This window comes from Psychromonas saccharinae, from assembly GCF_051201515.1.
Classification (GTDB): Bacteria; Pseudomonadota; Gammaproteobacteria; order Enterobacterales; family Psychromonadaceae; genus Psychromonas.
Genome location: NZ_CP195153.1, coordinates 1,698,700 through 1,719,450, shown reverse-complemented (window position 1 = coordinate 1,719,450; position 20,751 = coordinate 1,698,700). Strand labels below are relative to the sequence as shown.

Below are 20,751 nucleotides of genomic sequence, written 5' to 3'. Positions count from 1 at the left end.
AACTTAATCTGAATTTCAAGGATATGATACCTAGGCTGCATTGTGACATGCATTATGGTTTGATCATTAACTTATCATGCTTTTACTTGGCTTTAGTGCAAGGTGAACGTTGATGCAAATAGTTATTTCCTTTATTAAAGCTTCAACAAAAAAATAGACCCGCTAATTATTTCGATTAGTATAAATACATATTGATTAATAATGGGTATTATCATTGCAATGAAATCAGAAGGTAATAGTAAAATATGTGGCAAATTATAGGTGCAGGTGCAATTGGCTGTTTATGGGCAGCAAATTTAAAACGCAGTGGTCAAAACGTCCATTTAATTACCCGTAAAGCAATCGCTAATCCTGTTTTACATTATCAAGATTTACAACAAAATAAATACCGTTTTAACATTTCGAGCGGGCAACAATTACTTAATAATAAAGATCCTATTTTAGTGTGCGTAAAAGCTACACAGGTAAAACAAGCAATATTAAACCAACTCCCCTACATTGGCGAAAACCAAATGATTATTTTAATGCACAACGGCATGGGGTGCGCAGAACAAGTACAAGCACTATTACCTTATAATCCGATTATTTGTACTGCAACAGCAAATGCTAGTTTAGTTAATGCGCCTTTAAATATTCAGCAAACGGGATTGGGAATGACCTATTTGGGCGCATATAATCGCCCCATAGCAATAGCAAATTCACTTACTTCAAGACTAAATAACGCCTTAGACAATACCTACTGGGTTGAGAATATAGAACAGAAACTCTGGTTAAAACTGATTATTAATATTTGCATTAATCCGCTAACAGCAATTTATCAAATTAACAATGGAAAGTTACAAGCGCCTCAATATCAGCAGCAAATAATAAAGATGTGTGAAGAAGCGATAAAGGTTGCACAAGCAGAAGGGATTAAGTTTGAACAACAGACATTATTTAAATTAATTAATGACGTAATTAACGCAACGGCTGAGAATTTTTCATCAATGAATCGTGATATTTTTTACCAACGAAACACAGAAAATGAATATATAAATGGTTATTTATTAGAAAAAGCGCGCGACTATAATATTAATACGCCGACTATAGCAGCGCTTTATCAACAAATTAAAGAACGTGAAAACACTATTGCTGATAATGAAAAACAGCGTTAGATAATCCATTAATAAGAAGCACATGCTTCCTTCCACCTGAAGTATCAATGCTCTCTTGTATACCATGGCCTTTATTGACCATGATGCTATTTTCTTTTGGGGTTAAATAAGCAAATTGAATTGTTGCAGGTAACATATTCCAACTGCGTAAATCAGCATTTTCAGAAACAACTGTTACCAAATTGGCTAATAAACCGATCAGTGGATCTTGCTTTTGTGCATTTCGCACAAGCTGGTATTTAGCAATCGCTCGCGTGCTCGTTAGCAATAAAATAGAAGGATAATCCTTTGCTAAATCTTCCCTAACGAGTAGATCAACGTCTTCAATCACCTGGCTAGTCGAACTCTGTGTCGTATCACTCACTTGAATGTATTTAAAGGGCTTATTATTGTTCGGGTAAGCTGGCATAGAAATACGAATAATCTGCTGTGCATTGGTACTGGGCACAATCACCGATGATTCCACTTTATGGCTAACAACACCATCAAAATAAAGCACAAAGACCTGGTTGTTAGCATTAGTATTGGATGATCCTATTTCAGGAAATTGCTGTTGATATTGGCGATATTGCTCAGTAGCACCCAGTTGATAAGTAACACGTACTAACGCTTGTTTTAGTCCAACGGGCAAATTCATGCTGCGTTTTTTTATCGTATCGGCGGCATCTTTATAACTTATTAAGGCATTAGAATATTCACCTAACAATTCATAAATTATCCCGCCTAACAAATGAGCGCTAGCAAGTTGACCATTTTGATCATTATCCATTAGTGCTTTTATGGCAACTTCAGATTGAAGTATTTCTACCCGGGCATCATAAATTTGACCAGAAAATAAATAGCTCAGCGCCAAAATATTATGCACCATCACTCTATCGGTTGGATAACCACTATATTGTCGTAATGTTTCACTGACCGCACCCGCACCGATATTCTCTGAAATAGAAGTAGCAGATAGCGCCTTCATGCCTTGCTTAGCATCATTTAATGTAATAATAGCACTAGCAAAATCACCGGTAATAAACTGCAAGTACCCCATATTTAGTTGAAATTGCACTTTATCACGAGAAGCGGGTTTAGTTTTCTGTAGTTGCTCAAGAACAATGGTTGGGGGTTGAAATTGTAGAGATTCCGCTAAACGATTATTGTCATATTGCTGTGCAGCACAGCCTGAAAGTAAAATGACAACAAGAGCTGCGAACAATTTATACATTAACTATTCCATCTGCTAAAAATACAAGATACAAATTCGGTATGATGTTTCTCAAAGTAGATACAACCACAACGTATTGTGGTTGTATCTACTTATTACTATTTACGTAGGTTAGCATTCTTAACGAGTTTTTTAATTTTCTGCTCGCCAATCCAAACTTTACGATTATCTTTAATACTAATCAGTTCTAAATTCACCTGATAAAAACGTACCTGAGTTACGTTTTCAGTATCAATAATGGTATTAATTTGTCCTTGCATCATGAAATCAGCACCAATTTCTTGGCCCATTTCATTAATCGTATCCAAGGTTGAATTTGCAGCTTGATCATTACGCTCTAAACGAATTTCATCACGAGCATCGGCCGATGCGACAAACTGTACATTACCTGAATTAATGAGCTCACGTTCAATATCAGCAATAAATGTATTCGTGTTGATATGTTCATGGCTTAAATTTTTAATTTGTCCAACAATAACAACAGGCTCTCTCCCATTTTCCTTTAAAAACTTTGAAAACCAAGGGCGAGCTAATGAATCAGTAACCATTTTTTGCGCCACTAATTGTGAATCGGTATCATTCCATTGACCACTTAAATCAACTTGTTCACTCGCGTCGATGCGTTGAACACTCGAAGTACAACCACCAATCACAAGCGCGGCTGCAATAATTAGCCAAACATTCTTTGCTTTATTCATTTTTTGCTCCAAAGTACATGATTTATCATCAGTCTAACGCCTAAGCGACAGAAATCAATTTTCCAAGTGGCTGACCACCCACTAAATGCAAATGAATATGAAAAACCTCTTGGCCACCATCTTGGTTACAATTCATAATTAATCGATAACCCGACTCTGCAATACCTTCTTCCTTTGCGAGTTTTTTAGCCACCGTATAAAGCTTACCAATTAAGACTTCATCTTCGACTTCAATATCATTTGCCGTTGCGATTAACTTATTCGGAATAATTAAAATATGAACAGGAGCCTGTGGCGAAATGTCGCGAAAAGCGGTAACAAATTCATCCTGATAAAGCATATCTGAAGGAATTTCTTTATTAATTATTTTTCTAAAAATGGTTTCTTCAGCCATTATTTCTCTCCTCATTTATAACTCAGCAATGGCGCCTTTACCGATGCCTTCATAGGCATACACGGTAACCGTATCATCTGCATAACGTTTTTTAATTTGCTCACAAATATAATCAGCCAACTCTTCCACCGTGGTGTCTTTTGGTAACACCTCCACTAAATGAGCAGGTACTGACATTTCAAAATACCCCTGTGCGGCCTGATATGCACTACAATATTTATCATAGTCACTTTTCACCGCTGTAAAAGATAATGCCGATGGCTCAATAATATCTTCACGGCTTAATAAATAAATATCTCGCCAACGATCTGCCCAGTCTGCAATTAACTCTTTATTATAAATATTATTAATATAAATATCGATTTTAGAGCGATGCCCATGCGCAATACGCTGACAGTTACCATCATGCTTTTTCAGACCATGAGTATAGTGGTAATAAGGCGTATCCAATGATTCATTACGCAATGTCAATTCTAAGCCCGTAATATTATCCGGTAATTGTAATAAAATAACCTGCTCTAAATACGTTTCTAATAACGCTGTTGTAATAGATTCACTTTCAAATAAACAAAAAGCCTGATGTGGACATTTTAATTGAATCACAGCGTTATCATTCAATTTATAATTTATTTGAGTACGTTCCTCTTCGAGCTTAACGGTACAATTTTCAGCCGCATGGGGGACTAATAATTTATGATCGACTTCCATATCAATAATAGCTTTAATCTTTTTCTTTACCGCTGAAAAATCAAGGATCATCGATTGCTCATTAAGTGTACCCTCAAGGGTAATATCGACTTGATAACTTTCACCCACAAAACCGCGTTTTGGATCAAGGAAAGAAGCATCAATAACGGTTAAGTCTCGGACAAATAATTTCATTCTAATCTCATTATTAAACAATCTATGATTGTTAAGGAGTAAGTGTTAAAAATAAGGTTCGTTAAAATGGTGCAGCCTGTGAATCATCATTATCGGACTCTGACCCAACCTCAACCGATGCAATATTCTCATCACGCTTTAATTGCTCGCGAAGATTCGGTGGAATACCTTGAATCGTTAATGTATCGCTATCGGGATCGTATTGAATACGCTCACCGAGATGTTTTTGGTCAAAACTGATACTGACACCACCACCAGAACCTACATATTTGGTTAATTTTCTGACGACACTACGATCCGCAGGAAAATTGTTTTCTAATTGATAATCTTCGCTGACAAAATCATAAAAGCTTCCTTCTAATTTTGGCGCATCTTGCAATTGCTCCGACAACGTAGAAAGATCAATATCATCACCTTGTTTTAATTGGTCTTTACAATACTCAAAGGCTACTTCACGGACCTCTTGTTTTTTAGCCACCGGTAAAGCCTGATCTTCACAAAATTCATCAACGGCTTTCATTAATACTTGGTTTTGGACCTTCGCATCAAACCCCTCTTCTGCCCCCATAAAGTCAAGGAAGAAATCAGCAACTTTACGACCAACTCGGCCTTTAATAAAAGAGATGTAACGGTTAGATTCTGGTTCACGGTCAAAACGAGACAAATCAATACGTGCGACTAATTGAATTTTACTCGTTTCAATATGCTGGCTCACCTGTAGCTCAAGGTTATCGTTGACACTTAGTGATTGATTATTCTGTAATAAAGCAATTAATAGGTAGTCACTCGCTGTCCAAGTATATTTACTGACAAGCAACACGCCCTGCTCGGCAAAATCATGTTTCTGCAACTCATCGACTAAGCATTTAGCAGCCTGTTGCGAGAAGCTCACAAAATCGAGATCACCAGCCATTTCTTCCTTAAGCGCGTTTTTGAAAATCGGCGATTTCTCACCTTCTTTGGTAAAGTAGGCAAATGCTTTATTGGTTTTACTTTGATAATTGCGGTGCAAATCTGACAAAAATTGTTCAATTGAAGGAGAAATTGGTAATTCCCCCTCTCGCATTTTACACTGTAATACGCCTTCACTGTTGTAATCGAGGGAATGTAAAATAATATTACTAGCAGAAATATTCATAATATGTTGCACCGTGTTATAAAAAGAGAGAAATACTGCTTATGGTAAAATTTAAGCTATTATATTAGTTAAATATTTTTACCAAATATCGATAAAAGCAGACATGAGATTATACACATTGAATAGCGTGAGGGTAGCCCTTAGAAATGAGAATATCTCCCCTTTAGCGTAATAAAAATAAAAACTAAACCGACCGAGGTTGGTATGTTATTATGCTTTTATTTTTTAATTAGAGTTGATAAACCTACTATGCCTATTATTTCAAAATATTCGAGCCAACAAATTGAAGCTATACTTAACGACGTGATGGATGTACTACATAAAAATGATGTATCAGTCGATTTAAGTTTAATGATTTTAGGCAACAGCATTACGCATATTATGAATAGCCAAGTCCCTCTCAATAAACGCGCTGAAATTAGTGAAAAATTCACTAAAGCACTGACTTCTTCAATTAAAACAACAGAAAAATAATCCCATGGTTGAAACCGGAAATAAATTCCACGATAAAGTCTCCCGCCTAATTGGTTGGGGGCACTGGTTTACTTTGTTTAACCTAATTATTGTCTCCCTTATTAGTCTTCGTTACATTAAATATTCTGGTCTTTCCGATTCTGGGCTTGGCATCGCTTATCAATTTATCAGTTTAATCGGACATTTCAGCTTTGTGAGTGCGGTTTTCTTCGGGATTATTCTGTTCCCGCTCGCCTTTGCTATTCCCTCTCAACGTATATATAGAATAACCGTTTCCCTGATCAGTGCGTTACTGATCTCTTTCTTGATTCTCGATACGCAAATATTCAAACTCTATAATTTTCACCTTAATCCCTTACTTTGGCAGTTTTTACAACAGCCTGAACAAGTCGAAGAGATTTATTCAATTCGTTTACATTATATTTCGATTCCTATTCTATTTATTATCGAATTATTTATATCCGCTTATATATGGAAGAAACAACGATTTTTACAAGCAAAATCAGTTGGCAAGCCAATTGTTACTTTTTTATTAAGTACATTTTTACTCACTCATCTTGTTTTTATTTGGGCCGATGCAACGGAATATCGACCGATTACACAAGAAAAATCGATATATCCACTGTCCTACCCAATGACAGCTCGCACCTTCTTAAAAGAGCAAGGTTGGCTAAATGACGTACAACTTTTTGAACATATTAATAAACAAAATCCCAATAAAGTATCTGGCATTAATTATCCGAAAGAACCATTAACATTTAATACGATTCACTCATCTACAACGGATAAAAATATACTATTACTGACCGTTGATGCGTTACGTGCTGATATGCTAAATACTGATAACATGCCATTTTTATCGCAACTTAGCCAACAAGGTATTACTTTTAAAAACCATTTCAGTGGTGCAAGTACACGTGAACAAGGAATATTTAGCTTATTTTATGGCTTACCAAATCGCTACTGGTTTGATATGACATTGAACTTTATTCCTCCGGTTTTAGTAAATCGTTTAGTGCAAGAACAATATCAATTCGGATTATTTTCTAGTATTGGATTTCTACATCCCGAGTTTTTGCAAAGTAGCTTTAGTCAAATTGAAACGGAAGAACTGCAACATTTTTCGGCTAAAAATAATGACCAATTAACCACGCAGAAATGGCAAGCATGGCTATCAAAACAGTCGAAGGATCACCATTTATTTAGCTTTTTATACTATGGGCAACTTGAACAATCTATCTATAAAGAGAGTGACAGACAAACCTTAGCCGATAGAAGTGATAATATGACCCACTACCAACAACAGGTATTGGCTGTTGATCAACAAATCAAAGAAGTCATTGCGACGTTGCAACAGAATGGGCAACTTGCAAATACCATCGTTATTATTACTGGCACCCATGCCGCCTCGTTCAAGAAAACATCGAATATCGAGAGTGCTATTAGCGATGCACATGTGCCATTAGTCATGCTTTGGCCGGGTAAACAACCTGCTGTGATTAACCGAATGACCAGCCATGTGGATATTGTTCCAACACTAATGCAAAATGTCCTTGGCACCACAACAACGGCAGATCAGTACAGTATCGGGCAAGATTTATTTAACCCGAATGAACGTCAGTATTTATTGTCGGGCGACCTAGATAATTATATTATTTATCAGAATGATAAAATCACACAATTCTCGAATCGAGGTGAGATTAATAGTATTAACTGGCAGGGTGATTCATTAGACGAAGATAATGTCGATGTGACACTACTGATTGATGTACTCTCTAAAATGCGTCGTTTTAATAATAATTAAAGCGCGCTAAAATCCATAGGTAAGTTTAAAAGGCTCTTTAACTAAAGAGCCTTATTTTTAAGCATGCCCTACTCCAAACCAAGAACGAATTTTTGTACCCCACTTACGTTCATAGAATGGTTCAGTATCATTAATAAAATAGGCACTCACGCCAGATTCATCTTCCTTAACACGATAAAAATCTACCGCCTCTCCCTTTGATGTATCAGCAGCAACATTAATCGCATCACGCACTACCTTATCCATCTCGCCTTCAATATCGACACCGACGATTAGATGTGGCTTTTCTCCTGCTGAAGCATCCAGCATCATAGCTAAATAAGCTTTTTTAACATGAGGGTGTTTAGCAAACAATTGTGTTAATGAATCAACCATTTTTGTCGGGTAATTAGCTGGTTGAGAAAGTAGAACATTAGTCTTTTTTTCAATCACTCTCTCTAATGGCGCTCTACTTACGCCAATAGATAAAAGTTGTACGACTTCTTCGGGAACAAATTCCTTACTATAATTAGATTTAGGATTAAGCACCAATGTCGCTCCCTGGGTAATTTCAAATAAAGAACGTAATGGAAGCGATAGATAGGATTGTTCATTGTCGATGGATTTCTGCAACACCTCAAGCGAAGAGAAAAAGGGAATCGCAGGAGAACCGTCCGCCTTTTCCCAATGCTGAATTTGAACTTGACTTCCCGCCTTTAAATTAATGGTTTCATCAGTACCTGACTCCTCTGTTCTCCCAAGAAGAAAAATAGTTGAGTCCATCAAAACATCACAAAATTGTGGGCGATGAGCAGGTTCGTTTGTCGCTAATCGAAGTAGTTCTTCAAGTTTATTTTCTTGTGTTATTTCCACTTATCATCCTTTAAATATCAAACACAATAACGATTCAGTAAAAATTTAATGCTTTCCTCAAAAATTAGCGATTAAATTTTTCACTTTTTATCATAATCATGATTACGTTTTTTACTACGCATTGCATAACTGAAATCGGAATCTGTCACGCTAAACTTGCCGATTAAACTTTGTAGTTTTGCACTGAGTTTATTTAAGTCTTCACCAAAAGAAGTGTTGTTCTCAAGATGCTCCAAGGTTTGACTAAATTGAGATTCCATTTCATTAATATTTTTAGCGACAGAAAGAAAATAATTATTTTGAACCTTAGTTTCGTCTTCAATTTTTTCTGCTTGGGTATCAATCTCAGCCATTGAGGCTGCTAGTTTATGCATCGCCTCGGCAGTTTGATTTACCTGAGTAACACTGTAGTGACTTGATTTCATGCCTTTTTCCATGATTTCACTCACATTAACAGTACCATTTTGAATAGAAGAAATCATCTCTTGAACTTCTTTTGTCGCATCCTTGGTTCTTGTTGCTAATGTTCTAACTTCATCTGCAACAACGGCAAAACCTCGGCCCGCCTCCCCCGCCCGAGCAGCTTCAATGGCGGCATTTAACGCAAGTAGATTCGTTTGCTCCGAAATAGCGTTAATAACATCAATAATTGATTCAATTTTAGTACTGTCTTCACTGAGTCGCATTACAGCTTCCGAGACCAACGTTATCTCACCAGCTAATTGATCCATACCTTTAATCGTTTCACGTGCGACTTGTTGGCCGTCATCTAACTCTGCAATATTGTTTTTAACGGAGTTAATTATTTGCTGAATAAAAATTAATACTTCATTCGCAGATTCTCTTGTTTGCACAATCGATTCCCCAACGGCTCGACTATGTTCACTTTGTTTCAACGATGCAGATTCAATTTCAGTGTTACTTGAAAGTAATTCTTGAGACATCGGAATCAATCTAGATACTGACTTAGTCACTTGAGAAACCATATCATCCGTAGACGCGATAAACGTATTAAACCCTTGCGCTAATGCTGATATTTCATGCTTTCCTTTAATGGTTAAACGTTGCGTCAGGTCACCATCACCTTGATTCAAGTTTGCAGTCATATTTAATATATTATTAACCGGTTTCAAAATAAATCGTTGAATTCCAACAAGGACAAATATTAATAAAATAAGGTATATTCCACCGAAAATAATCACACTTATCTCCGCCATTTGTGTTTTATGCACCTCTTCCGCAAAAGCATCAGTTTGGCCGGATTCAACACGTTTGGCAATAATATCAATATTGCCATACATCGTTGAAGCAGCTGCATCAAATTCCGCCATAATTTGATTACCAGCGGAAGCACCACCTTTAATATACGCATTGGCCATTTTAACACCCGTTTGGTGATAAACCTCCATCGTGGGAATAAGCTCAGCATAATTAATACCAGAATGTTTATCTAGCGCTTGTAACTGAGATACAGCTTGACGAAATTGAGTCACGGATTTCTCTGCTTCATCAAAACCATCATTTAAACCATCCATCCCTCTCGTTGCACTAATATCAGTTAACCATTGTTGAATTTGGATAGTTGCAATTTGCAGTGAATGCAGCTCTGTTATAATGTTTGTTTGTGTATTGGCAAGGAAAACCATTTGTTTCCTTATATCACCAGATTGCATAAACTGAAGAATGGACTGAACCGTCAAAGTAGTAAAAAGAATAACCAAAATTAAATAGGCCTTGGCCCGAATAGAACTGAACATTATGCGTTTCCTTTTCTGATTGCTGGCTGTTTAATAACCTCCCCTCATTCTAACTCAACGAAGTGATTACCTTATTGCTGACTATTTAATACAATTGATATAAAACATAGTTCATCAGGCAATCTTTACGCATAAAAACAAAATAAAATTAATATAACAAAACAACCACATATCATTATTTTGCTATACGTCCTATTTATATCAAAAAGCAAAAGTAACATGATGAAAAACAAAGACTACGAGCGAATATATTGACGGCAAAAATAAAGAATAAGAAGAAATGTTATCGATAAGGAAGTTAATCAGAATGGTTTACTTTACGGAAGTTAGAAACGAAAAAAGGCTTCTCAATGAGAAGCCTTTTTTCTTGTTTGGCGGAGGAGGTCGGATTTGAACCGACGGAGAGCTATTAACCCTCGCTGGTTTTCAAGACCAGTGCATTCAGCCGCTCTGCCACCCCTCCGAACGACGCGCATATTAAACATGTTTAACGAAAAAGCCAAGTGTTTTTTTATATTTATCGTAAATTTAATGAATTATCGTATTTATCGCTTTTATTCTCCGTTAAACCTCTTTATATTCGTTAGTTTGCCATCGGGCCTTCTTTGTACGGGCATTTATTAAAGGTTTTATTTTATGTTTCAAGACAATCCTCTGCTTAGCCAATTAAAAGCACAAATCCAAGAAAATATTCCCAAACGTCAAGGAACAGTGAAAGCAACGGACCGTGGTTATGGTTTTTTAGAAACAGATAAAGGTAAACGTTTTTTTATTCCACCCAATGAAATGAAAAAAGTATTACATGGCGATCGAATTAATGCGTTGATCCGTGAAAATGGCGATAAAGCAACGGCTGAGCCAAATGAATTAAAAAAAACAGACACCGATATTTTTGTTGCGCGCTTATCTATCAAGCAACAACGCGTGTCGATTCAACCTAATAATCCCCTGCTTAAAGGGTTCTTTAAAATTAAAGGTTCTCAAACACTTGTAAAACAGGGCTATCAAGATGGCGATTGGGTAAAAGTTAAATTAATAAACCATGCCCTTGAAGCAAATGGTTTTCTAACTGAAGTCATTGAAAAAATAACCGATGCTAACGATCCCTTCGCCTACCGACTAGTGACCGTCGCAACCTATAACCTGCCAAATAAAGCACCTGAATTCGAACATGAAACTGACATTATTTCTCCTGAATTAGCACGTCGCGATTTAACCGATCTGCCATTCTTTACTATTGATGGCGTTAATACTCAGGATATGGATGATGCATTATATATTGAAAAGAGCTCGCAGGGTTGGCAACTCACCATTGCGATTTCTGACCCGTCTGCCTATGTTGTTGAAGGTAGCGATATCGATAATGAAGCAAAACGTCGTGGTTTTACGCTTTATTTACCTAATTTTAATGTTCCGATGTTGCCACGCGATTTAAGTGATAACCTTTGTTCTTTAAAAGAGAATGAAAAAAGAGCAACGGTCTGCTGTACTATAAACATTAGCCCCGATGGTGAGTTAATGGGGTCAGCCGAGTTCTTCACGGCGTGGATTACCTCTCATTATCGTCTTAATTATGCAGATGTATCTGATTACCTTGAAAATAATGAAAATGCATGGCAACCAGATCAAACCTTAGCCACACAATTACACACGTTAAATGATGCAACGACACAACGTTTACAATGGCGTCAAGATCATAATATTGTATTTAAGAATCAGCCTGACTACACATTAAAATTAAATAATAAAGGTGAAGTCTATGAAATTCTCTGTGAACCAAGACGTAGCGCTAATCGCTTAGTTGAAGAGTCAATGATTGCCGCAAATATTTGTGCAGGGGATTATTTAGCGGAGCATAAGCAACAAGGTATCTTTAATACCCATTCCGGCTTTGCGACAGACCGACTTCAAAAAGCAGTCACGTTGTTAGCTGAATATGGTATTGAAGCCGATGTAGAATCACTTGCAACATTGCCTGGATATATTAAAGCTCGTCATCAAAGTGCAGCGCTCAATAATACTTACCTTGAGCATCGTTTGCGTAAATTGTTAACCTATGCGGATACGAAAAGCACACCCGATGCGCACTTTACTTTAGGGGTTGATCATTATGCAACTTGGACATCCCCTATTCGTAAATACGGAGATTTAATTAATCATCGTTTAATCAAAGCGATTTTATTGGATAAAGCAACCAATGATATTGATGCAGATATTGGTATCCAATTAAATGAAGCGCGTAAATCTCAACGCCTTGCAGAAAGAGACGTCAATAACTACTTGTACAGTCAATTTATGAAGGATCAAGAGCAATCGCAATGGCGCTATAAAGCGGAAATTTTTGATATTATCAAAGCAGGAATTCGCGTTCGTGTACAAGAAAATGGTGCAACATTCTTTATCCCAAGTAGTCTACTGTTCAAAAATAGTGACGATGTGAAAAAGTTTGAATGCAATCGTGACCTAGGTAAAGTACTGCTGGGAGAGAACACAGAACTGCAACTTGGTGACGTGATTGATGTCATGCTAAATAATATCAAACCGGAAACAAACCAATTAATTGGTAAATTAGCAGAGCCATTATCGATCCCAGAATAATCAATTCAAATACACAATAACGAGACCAACAATATTTTAGTCTCGTTATTGATTTGCAAATAGACTGATTAGCTAAACCAATCAACACCTTACTTTCATTTTCCCATCCATTAAATAACTCCGTTAATTATCAGCATTAATTTAATAAAAACTGTACAATAAACCCACAAAAACTTCGCAGTTAAGAAAACTAAGTAAGTGTGTTAGCATGCGCGCTTACTTTTTATGTCCCCATCAAGTTAGGCAAAATATTATCATGAGCGTTGATCTACTACAGGCTGATAGGCCACTTTTTTCTTATCCTACATTTAAGCAAAGGGCTGAAAAACCGGCGCCATTTTTACCCATGTCACGAAAAGAAATGAAACAACTTGGTTGGGATAGTTGCGATGTCATTATCGTGGTTGGTGATGCCTATGTCGACCACCCAAGCTTCGGGATGGCCGTGATTGGTCGAACTTTAGAAGCGCAAGGTTATCGCGTAGGTATTATTGCACAACCCGATTGGCACTCTAAAGATGCCTTTATGAAACTCGGTAAACCTAATTTGTTTTTTGGTGTATCCGCCGGCAATATGGATTCGATGATTAACCGTTATACAGCGGAACGTCGTATGCGCCACGATGATGCTTATACACCGAATAATGAAGGTGGTAAACGTCCTGATCGTGCAGTGTTAGCCTATACCCAACGTTGTAAAGAAGCTTATAAAGATGTCCCCGTCGTAATTGGTGGTATTGAAGCAAGCTTACGTCGTATTGCTCATTATGATTATTGGTCAGATAAAGTACGCCACTCGGTTCTATTAGATTCTAAAGCCGATATTTTATTATACGGCAATGCTGAACGCCCTTTACTTGAAGTTGCCCACCGTATATCGCTTGGCGAACCGGTCAAGGAGATGCTAGACATTCGCGGCACCGCTGTGCTAACCAAACAAGCCTTACCGGGTTGGGATGGCTTAGATTCTCAACAGGTTGATCAAATAGGAAAAATAGATCCAATTATTAATCCCTATGCAGATATCAATGTTGCCTGTGCGACACAAAAAATTGCGGATCAAAGTTCTCAATCACAAGATACAAGTCAACCGATTACGGTCTTACCGCCAATGGCAAAGTCCCATAAAAAGAAACCTTGGGAAAATACCTATATTCAAATGCCAAGTTTTGAAAAAGTAAGAGATGATAAAATGCTCTATGCGCACACATCGCGTATTTTGCATCAAGAAACGAATCCCGGTTGTGCACGCGCATTAGCACAATATCATGGTCAACGTTTGCTATGGGTTAATCCCCCTGCTTATCCCCTTACAACGGAAGAAATTGACGCGGTATTTGGTTTTGAATACCAACGAGTTCCTCACCCAAGTTACGGTGATGCAAAAATTCCAGCCTACGATATGATCCGTTTTTCGGTCAATATTATGCGTGGTTGTTTTGGTGGTTGTACGTTCTGTTCAATTACCGAGCATGAAGGTCGTGTGATTCAAAGTCGCTCTGAAGACTCTATCGTTAAAGAAATTGAAACCATTCGCGATAAAGTACCAGGGTTTACCGGTGTAATCTCGGACCTTGGCGGGCCAACGGCAAATATGTATCGTTTGAAATGTAAGAGCCCGAAAGCAGAACAAACCTGTCGTCGATTAAGTTGTGTTTATCCTGATATTTGTCACCATATGAGCACAGATCACCAGCACACAATTGGCTTATACCGCCGCGCACGCAAACTAACAGGCATTAAAAAGATTTTAATAGCTTCGGGTGTTCGCTATGACATCGCAGTGGAAGATCCTCGTTACGTTAAAGAATTAGTTGAACATCATGTCGGTGGTTATTTAAAAATTGCACCTGAACATACGGAGAAAGGTCCGCTTGATAAGATGATGAAGCCGACTATGACCAGCTATGAAGCATTCAAACAGATGTTTGAGAAGTATTCAAAAGCGGCGAATAAAAAGCAATTTTTAATTCCTTATTTTATCTCTGCGCATCCTGGTACAACGGATCAAGATATGATCAACCTTGCACGCTGGTTGAAGGAAAATAACTTTAAACTTGATCAAGTACAAAACTTTTATCCTTCTCCGATGGCCAATGCAACGACTATGTATCATACCGGTAAAAACCCATTACATAAGGTCGGCACTAACAGTGAAAAGGTTTTGATTACCAAAGGTGCACGTCAACGACGCTTGCATAAAGCTATTTTACGGTACCATGTCCCTGAAAATTGGCCACAAATTCGTGAAGTACTTAAGAAATTGAAACTTGAGCATTTAATTGGTCGTTCTGCAAATTGTTTAGTACCTGCAGAATCGCGAGATGAATTAAAAGCAGCAGCAAAACAGGGAACAAATAAACCAGGTAAACCGGCACTCAGTCGTCATACTGGTTTAGATCAGTTTAAATCACATAAGAAAGGGAAATCGACGGCCAAAAAACGTTTAGTGACGAAAGATAAAGTCGGCTCAACCCGTAAAATAAAACTGGGTTAATACGTTCAAATTAGTCAATTAAAATCTACCTTGCTTTAACCTGTAAAGCAAGGTAGATAAATACTCAATTAAAACTCAGAACGCCCGGCGAAGGAATGCGATAAAGTCGTACTATCAACAAACTCCAACTCTCCTCCCACGGGTACGCCATGTGCGATACGACTCACTTTAACACCCTGTCTTTTCGCCATTTCAGCAATATAATAAGCAGTAGCTTCACCTTCAACGGTCGGATTAGTCGCTAATATTATTTCGGTAATCTTACCTGATGAAAGTTGTTTTTCGAGTAAATTAAGCCCGAGTTGATCTGGGCCAATGCCATCAAGTGGCGACAGGTGCCCCATTAACACAAAATAGGTTCCAGAAAATAAAGCGGTTTGTTCAACGGCAAGTACATCGACGGGCATTTCAACAATACAAATCATGCCATTTTCATTACGCTTTTCATTACGACAAATTGAGCATAAGTCATCTTCGGTGAAGGTTCTACATTGCTGACAATGACCAATTTCATTCACTGCACGTTCTAATAAATGACTTAACTTTAATGCGCCCTGACGGTTTTTATCGAGTAAATGATAAACCATTCGTTGTGCGGATTTCGGCCCCACACTCGGTAGGTATTGCAGTGCTTGCATTAAATCTTCAAGTAAGGAATTAGAGCTCATAGTTAACTTCTTGTCATTAGTTTCAATTTATCAAGCAAGCTACCTGAAGATATGCTAATCAGCAAGTGAAAAATAAAACCAATAACGTTAGCCAAGGTATTTAGCCGTTGAATCTCGTAACACCACTTTACCCTGAAACCCTGGAACTCCTTGCTGTACTTCTTTACCAGCAGCAAGATCTAAAGCAATTTTCATTGCCGTATCAGTCAACGCTTTAATTGGTAATTCTACGGATGATAAAGCCGGCATAACAAACTGCGCAAGTGGTGAATTATCAATAGCAATAATAGAAATATCATTAGGGATACTTTTACCCGCTTCAGTCAACGCTTTCATTGCACCAATTGCCATTTCGTCATTTGATGCAAATAACGCCGTAAACGGGAGCCCCGTAGCTAATATTTTCTGACATGCTTTATAACCACTTTCCATCGTGTGCTCACCTTCGGCAATTAATGCGTCATTCGGTACAATATTACGTGCGATTAGTGCCTCTTTATAGGCTTTCAAGCGCAATTGCCCTGTGCTGGCATTTAATGGTGACGTGATATAAGCAATATCACGATGATTGAAATCGAGTAATTGATTAACCGCTAATTGTGCAATGGATTGCTGGTCAAAATACACAGCATCAATGGATTTATCTTCCAGTTGACGATTAATAATCACCAAGGGAATATTAATTCGCGCTTTAATTTCACTTAAATCTTGTTGTGATAAGCTACGGCTATATAACACAATTGCATCGCAACAATGCTCAACTAAGGAATCAATGGCTTCAATTTCCCGCAAATGATCATCATGACCATCGGTCACAATCAATTGCTTACCAGCGGCTTCTGCACTTTTAGCTGCACGTTTTAAAATCGTACCAAAATAATCACCGGAGAAATCCGAAAGTATTAAGCCAATGCTGTTCGCACTATTATTCGCTAATGCTTGTGCAAGACGGTTAGGTTTAAAGTTAAGTTGCGCCATTGCCTGAAGAACTACTTTTGCAGTTGATTCTTTAACTTGTCCTGTACCATTCATCACGCGAGAAACGGTCGCTTTAGAAACGCCTGCTAATTTACAAACATCATTAATTGTCGCCATAAATCCTATTGTTCCTTACCAATAATACACATTTGACTTCATCGGGAGTTTTTATCGAAGGGAAAATATCGAGTGAGCTGACGCATAAAGTCTGATTTAACATTAATAAGTCTATGATACTTCAAAATACAAAGAACCTAACATCAATGTTTAATAAAGTTTAACCGCCATCTCAAGAAAACAGAAATTAAATAAAACAAGTCTGCTCAATGCACTTTGCATAAGCAGCTGTTAACTATATCCCCGTTACCATTCAAGATGCAGAAATCAGCATCTTGATTGGTAACGGGTATATTTATGATTGAGAATAAACCTTCACTATTTCAACGTAGCGCCGCGTGATGCGATAACATCTTTATACCAATAAAAAGATGCTTTTTTCTTACGTTTAAGATTATCGTTATGGTCAACATAAATAAAACCATATTGTTTCTTATAGCCGTTTAACCAGCTTAGTAAATCAATGGCAGACCATGCATAGTACCCTTTGATATGTACACCCCGATCAATCGCCTCTTTCACCGCCAGCAAATGATCATTTATAAAATGAATACGAGAAATATCGCAAACTTCACCTTCAATGATAGGATCTTCATCACCTAATCCATTTTCAGTAATATACAACTTAATTTGCCCATATTGTGACTTAAGCATCTCCAGTCCATCAATAAAAGCTGTTGGTGAGATTTCCCAATTCCATTTTGTATAGCGTTTATTATCCATTTTTACGGTTTTATAGACGTGGTCAAAACTTGGATTACCTGGAGAACCCGTGGAATTTTCTAATGTATTGATATGCGCACCAACCTCACCTTTAATTTTCTCAACACGCATCGGCTGATAATAATTTAATCCCATAAAATCGTTTAAAGGCGCAGCTTTCTTGATTGTTGCAAGTTCTTGCTCAGTCCAATCGGGTAATAAATTATTTTCGGATAATTTATCAATAACATATTGTGGATAATGACCGAGTAGAATCGGATCAAAAAACCAATTCATTTGAAATTGATTCGCATGCATTGCAGCGAATATATTATCGGCACTCTCATCAACGGGAAAAGCAGGACTAAATACATTACTCAATCCTATTTCACCAAATTGATTTAATTTTTTATAGGCAATAACCGCCTGTGCATGAGCATAAAATACATTATGAATAACTTGAAAATATTTCTTTGGATCATTTTCAATACCCGGTGGATGAGCCCCAGCAAGATACCCTAAATTAGCAAATACCACGGTTTCATTAAAAGTAATAAAATGTTTAACGCGATCACCAAACGCATTAAAACAAAGTAAAGCGTATTCAAGATAAGCATCAACAGTGTTTTTATTTAGCCAACTCCCCTGTTGTTCCAGTGGTAGTGGTAAATCCCAATGATAAAGCGTCACGAAAGGAACAATGCCATACTTTATACATTCATCTATTAAATTATTATAAAAGTCGATCCCCTTTTGATTAATCCGGCCACTTCCATCGGGGAAAATTCGTGCCCATGAAATTGAGAAACGATACGATTCTAATCCCATTTCAGCCATTAAAGCGATGTCCTCTTGGTAACGGTTATAATGGTCAATTGCAACATCACCATTTGTCCCTTCAAATGTTTTTCCTGGTATTTTAGTAAATTCATCCCAATTGGTTTTTCCTTTACCGTCTTGATCCCAAGCACCTTCGACTTGATAAGACGCTGTAGCAGCCCCGAACAGAAAATCCTTTGCAAACTTCATATCATCACCCTTCTAAAAAATAAAATCATGTAATAGCCCAACGGATATTTTTATTTTGTTTTAACTATTAGATAATAATATAAATGATGTAACCGGTTTCTGCAACCGGTTACAGATAGCGTTAATTGAAATGTGATATTAATCAATAATATTTAAAGTCAGAGGTATTTTCAGATTAACAAGGTAAAAACATAACCAATTGTTTTTAAATAGAATATCTTTCCAATGAAACATAAGAAATTTAATAATAAGAAAGATAAATGCAGAGAGATAGAATAATAAGTCATCGAATTTTGCATCGATGACTAAAAGGCTTTCACGTCACAAGCAGAAATTATTTACCTTGTGGAGGAGCTGGCTTAAAGTTTTGATATTCGTCTTTACTGACACTACCGTCACCATTGCTATCCATTTCATCAAAAATAGTTTCAGCATCAAGGTTAGGTGGCAATCTTTGCGTAGACAATTCAGCAAGGCTAATTTCACTATCAGAATTTGTATCGACAGATGAAAACTCTGGTGGTGGTGGCGGCATATTACCTTCGCCACCTTGTTGTTGATCATTAGATGCAAAAGCTTGACCAGAAACAGTGAAACCAAGTGTCATTGCAATTATTAGATTAGAACGGATAGTCATATATATTTCCTGTTATTATAGATAGTTACAACAGAATAATAGCAATTCATGTGGCAAATATTGTGTAAGAATGAAGGAACTAAATATGCGCTTTTATGGACTATCAGAGAGAAGAAAATAAACAATAATAATGAAAATAACAGTAGATAATACCAATTGTATTAAATATGTGATCTAAATTTTGCGCTGGAAAAATGGTTTAGTTTGAGGCGAAAGTTGATGTAAATGGTTGTTCCCTTAACGAAACTTTCAACAAAGAAATAAACTATTTTAACCAGCAAAATAGAGCAGCTAATTATTACGATTGGTATAACAGCTAGTCCGCTTGATTAAGCGGACTAGCCATTTATTTATTGCAGGACAAGACGATACCCTGCCCCATATACTGACTGGATAAAATCTTCATCACTGCTTAATGCGGTTAATTTTTTACGCAACTTTTTAATATGACTATCAATGGTGCGATGACTAACAATACGATGATCGGAGTACATATTGCCCATTAACTGCTCGCGAGTAAAAATACGACCAGGTTTGTCGACTAACGGTTTTAATAACTGGCATTCAACTGATGTTAATGACACATCTTTACCACAATAGCTTGCGATATATTGGTCTTCATCAAGCACTAATGAGGTACTGCTATCAACTTTTGTGGTTGTTCGTCTCAATACGGCTTTAACACGCGCAACAACTTCTCTTGGACTAAATGGCTTACAAATATAATCATCAGCACCTAATTCTAGCCCCAATAGACGATCAATTTCATCTGCCTTTGCTGTTACCATTAAGATAGGCACATTTGAAAACTGGCGGATCTCTTTGCACAGTTCGATACCATCTTTTCCAGGCAACATAATATCTAACAAAATAGCTTTAGGTTGATGAGCCTTTACCCAATCAACGACTTCATTACCATTGTTAATCTGAAAGGGTTCGTACTCGGTCAACTTAAAATAATCCATTAGCAAGTTAGCTAGTTTTATTTCATCTTCGACAATTAAAATTGAGTTTGACATTTTACATTCTCTTAATTCTGTGACTTAACCAAATGAGTCAAGTATTTCACGATTTTATAGGGATGATTGTATTTTTCTGTTATTGAGCCTTTGACCATAAAATTTAAAAATTGTTCAATTAATTCAACATGTTTTAGTAA

General features: G+C 37.1%; 17 protein-coding genes and 1 tRNA gene. 5 read left to right on the top strand and 13 right to left on the bottom strand.

Features of this window, described 5'->3' with window-relative positions:
* The first annotated feature begins 245 nt into the window (after nucleotides 1–245).
* On the top strand, nucleotides 246–1,154 hold the full coding sequence (locus tag ACR30L_RS07590; protein ID WP_435237422.1) for a ketopantoate reductase family protein: 909 nt from the start codon (nucleotides 246–248) through the stop codon (nucleotides 1,152–1,154).
* On the opposite strand, the gene ACR30L_RS07585 is transcribed toward ACR30L_RS07590, so the two are convergent.
* The 5 genes from ACR30L_RS07585 to yejK form a co-directional block, all read right to left on the bottom strand.
* Complete coding sequence (locus ACR30L_RS07585) at nucleotides 1,126–2,367, bottom strand: COG3014 family protein (RefSeq protein WP_435237421.1); 1,242 nt, start codon at nucleotides 2,365–2,367, stop codon at nucleotides 1,126–1,128. The genes ACR30L_RS07590 and ACR30L_RS07585 overlap by 29 nt on opposite strands.
* A 98-nt stretch (nucleotides 2,368–2,465) precedes the next feature.
* The gene (locus tag ACR30L_RS07580) at nucleotides 2,466–3,065 is read right to left on the bottom strand and encodes a penicillin-binding protein activator LpoB (protein ID WP_435237420.1); all 600 of its coding nucleotides are present in this window, start codon (nucleotides 3,063–3,065) and stop codon (nucleotides 2,466–2,468) included.
* A gap of 40 nt (nucleotides 3,066–3,105) precedes the next feature.
* Nucleotides 3,106–3,459, bottom strand: coding sequence for an HIT domain-containing protein (locus tag ACR30L_RS07575; RefSeq protein ID WP_435237419.1), 354 nt, complete (start codon nucleotides 3,457–3,459; stop codon nucleotides 3,106–3,108).
* A gap of 15 nt (nucleotides 3,460–3,474) precedes the next feature.
* Entirely contained in the window at nucleotides 3,475–4,341 is an 867-nt protein-coding gene (locus ACR30L_RS07570; RefSeq protein ID WP_435237418.1) for a 6-pyruvoyl trahydropterin synthase family protein, read from the bottom strand.
* A 61-nt stretch (nucleotides 4,342–4,402) separates the two neighbouring features.
* The gene (gene yejK, locus ACR30L_RS07565; protein ID WP_435237417.1) at nucleotides 4,403–5,479 is read right to left on the bottom strand and encodes a nucleoid-associated protein YejK; all 1,077 of its coding nucleotides are present in this window, start codon (nucleotides 5,477–5,479) and stop codon (nucleotides 4,403–4,405) included.
* A gap of 249 nt (nucleotides 5,480–5,728) precedes the next feature.
* Between yejK and ACR30L_RS07560 the strand changes: the two genes are divergently transcribed.
* On the top strand, nucleotides 5,729–5,953 hold the full coding sequence (locus tag ACR30L_RS07560) for a DUF1414 domain-containing protein (protein ID WP_435237416.1): 225 nt from the start codon (nucleotides 5,729–5,731) through the stop codon (nucleotides 5,951–5,953).
* Between the two features lie 4 nt (nucleotides 5,954–5,957).
* Complete coding sequence (locus ACR30L_RS07555) at nucleotides 5,958–7,757, top strand: DUF3413 domain-containing protein (protein ID WP_435237415.1); 1,800 nt, start codon at nucleotides 5,958–5,960, stop codon at nucleotides 7,755–7,757.
* Nucleotides 7,758–7,814: 57 nt separating this feature from the next.
* Here the strand turns inward: ACR30L_RS07555 and ACR30L_RS07550 are convergent, their stop codons facing one another.
* The 3 genes from ACR30L_RS07550 to ACR30L_RS07540 all read right to left on the bottom strand — a co-directional run bounded on the left by ACR30L_RS07550 (nucleotide 7,815) and on the right by ACR30L_RS07540 (nucleotide 10,829).
* Complete coding sequence (locus ACR30L_RS07550) at nucleotides 7,815–8,609, bottom strand: enhanced serine sensitivity protein SseB C-terminal domain-containing protein (RefSeq protein WP_435237414.1); 795 nt, start codon at nucleotides 8,607–8,609, stop codon at nucleotides 7,815–7,817.
* 80 nt (nucleotides 8,610–8,689) lie between these two features.
* The gene (locus tag ACR30L_RS07545) at nucleotides 8,690–10,366 is read right to left on the bottom strand and encodes a methyl-accepting chemotaxis protein (RefSeq protein WP_435237413.1); all 1,677 of its coding nucleotides are present in this window, start codon (nucleotides 10,364–10,366) and stop codon (nucleotides 8,690–8,692) included.
* A 372-nt stretch (nucleotides 10,367–10,738) separates the two neighbouring features.
* Nucleotides 10,739–10,829, bottom strand: a tRNA-Ser gene (locus tag ACR30L_RS07540).
* Nucleotides 10,830–11,002: 173 nt separating this feature from the next.
* Between ACR30L_RS07540 and ACR30L_RS07535 the strand changes: the two genes are divergently transcribed.
* Together ACR30L_RS07535 and ACR30L_RS07530 are read left to right on the top strand one after the other, a co-directional pair.
* Nucleotides 11,003–12,964 carry an exoribonuclease II gene (locus tag ACR30L_RS07535; protein WP_435237412.1) on the top strand — a complete coding sequence of 654 codons (1,962 nt, stop codon included), beginning with the start codon at nucleotides 11,003–11,005 and terminating at the stop codon, nucleotides 12,962–12,964.
* 256 nt (nucleotides 12,965–13,220) lie between these two features.
* Nucleotides 13,221–15,461: a YgiQ family radical SAM protein gene (locus ACR30L_RS07530; protein ID WP_435237411.1), complete on the top strand. Its 2,241-nt coding sequence runs from the start codon at nucleotides 13,221–13,223 to the stop codon at nucleotides 15,459–15,461.
* A 68-nt stretch (nucleotides 15,462–15,529) separates the two neighbouring features.
* Here the strand turns inward: ACR30L_RS07530 and recR are convergent, their stop codons facing one another.
* The 5 genes from recR to ACR30L_RS07505 form a co-directional block, all read right to left on the bottom strand.
* The gene (gene recR, locus ACR30L_RS07525) at nucleotides 15,530–16,129 is read right to left on the bottom strand and encodes a recombination mediator RecR (protein WP_435237410.1); all 600 of its coding nucleotides are present in this window, start codon (nucleotides 16,127–16,129) and stop codon (nucleotides 15,530–15,532) included.
* A gap of 87 nt (nucleotides 16,130–16,216) precedes the next feature.
* Nucleotides 16,217–17,224, bottom strand: coding sequence for a LacI family DNA-binding transcriptional regulator (locus tag ACR30L_RS07520; protein ID WP_435237409.1), 1,008 nt, complete (start codon nucleotides 17,222–17,224; stop codon nucleotides 16,217–16,219).
* A gap of 318 nt (nucleotides 17,225–17,542) precedes the next feature.
* Nucleotides 17,543–18,955 carry a glycoside hydrolase family 1 protein gene (locus tag ACR30L_RS07515; protein WP_435237408.1) on the bottom strand — a complete coding sequence of 471 codons (1,413 nt, stop codon included), beginning with the start codon at nucleotides 18,953–18,955 and terminating at the stop codon, nucleotides 17,543–17,545.
* Between the two features lie 334 nt (nucleotides 18,956–19,289).
* A complete protein-coding gene (locus tag ACR30L_RS07510; protein ID WP_435237407.1) occupies nucleotides 19,290–19,592 on the bottom strand; it encodes an EF-hand domain-containing protein in 303 nt (100 codons plus the stop codon).
* A 350-nt stretch (nucleotides 19,593–19,942) separates the two neighbouring features.
* A complete protein-coding gene (locus ACR30L_RS07505) occupies nucleotides 19,943–20,611 on the bottom strand; it encodes a response regulator (RefSeq protein WP_435237406.1) in 669 nt (222 codons plus the stop codon).
* Between the last annotated feature and the right edge of the window lie 140 nt (nucleotides 20,612–20,751).

Coding starts and splice junctions, on each gene's coding strand:
- ACR30L_RS07530 (WP_435237411.1), top strand. CDS start 13,221: ATGAGCGTTGATCTACTACAGGCTGATAGGCCACTTTTTTCTTATCCT.
- ACR30L_RS07575 (WP_435237419.1), bottom strand. CDS start 3,459: ATGGCTGAAGAAACCATTTTTAGAAAAATAATTAATAAAGAAATTCCT.
- ACR30L_RS07570 (WP_435237418.1), bottom strand. CDS start 4,341: ATGAAATTATTTGTCCGAGACTTAACCGTTATTGATGCTTCTTTCCTT.
- ACR30L_RS07585 (WP_435237421.1), bottom strand. CDS start 2,367: ATGTATAAATTGTTCGCAGCTCTTGTTGTCATTTTACTTTCAGGCTGT.
- ACR30L_RS07535 (WP_435237412.1), top strand. CDS start 11,003: ATGTTTCAAGACAATCCTCTGCTTAGCCAATTAAAAGCACAAATCCAA.
- ACR30L_RS07555 (WP_435237415.1), top strand. CDS start 5,958: ATGGTTGAAACCGGAAATAAATTCCACGATAAAGTCTCCCGCCTAATT.
- ACR30L_RS07590 (WP_435237422.1), top strand. CDS start 246: ATGTGGCAAATTATAGGTGCAGGTGCAATTGGCTGTTTATGGGCAGCA.
- ACR30L_RS07580 (WP_435237420.1), bottom strand. CDS start 3,065: ATGAATAAAGCAAAGAATGTTTGGCTAATTATTGCAGCCGCGCTTGTG.
- ACR30L_RS07545 (WP_435237413.1), bottom strand. CDS start 10,366: ATGTTCAGTTCTATTCGGGCCAAGGCCTATTTAATTTTGGTTATTCTT.
- ACR30L_RS07510 (WP_435237407.1), bottom strand. CDS start 19,592: ATGACTATCCGTTCTAATCTAATAATTGCAATGACACTTGGTTTCACT.
- ACR30L_RS07560 (WP_435237416.1), top strand. CDS start 5,729: ATGCCTATTATTTCAAAATATTCGAGCCAACAAATTGAAGCTATACTT.
- ACR30L_RS07520 (WP_435237409.1), bottom strand. CDS start 17,224: ATGGCGACAATTAATGATGTTTGTAAATTAGCAGGCGTTTCTAAAGCG.
- yejK (WP_435237417.1), bottom strand. CDS start 5,479: ATGAATATTTCTGCTAGTAATATTATTTTACATTCCCTCGATTACAAC.
- ACR30L_RS07505 (WP_435237406.1), bottom strand. CDS start 20,611: ATGTCAAACTCAATTTTAATTGTCGAAGATGAAATAAAACTAGCTAAC.
- ACR30L_RS07515 (WP_435237408.1), bottom strand. CDS start 18,955: ATGAAGTTTGCAAAGGATTTTCTGTTCGGGGCTGCTACAGCGTCTTAT.
- recR (WP_435237410.1), bottom strand. CDS start 16,129: ATGAGCTCTAATTCCTTACTTGAAGATTTAATGCAAGCACTGCAATAC.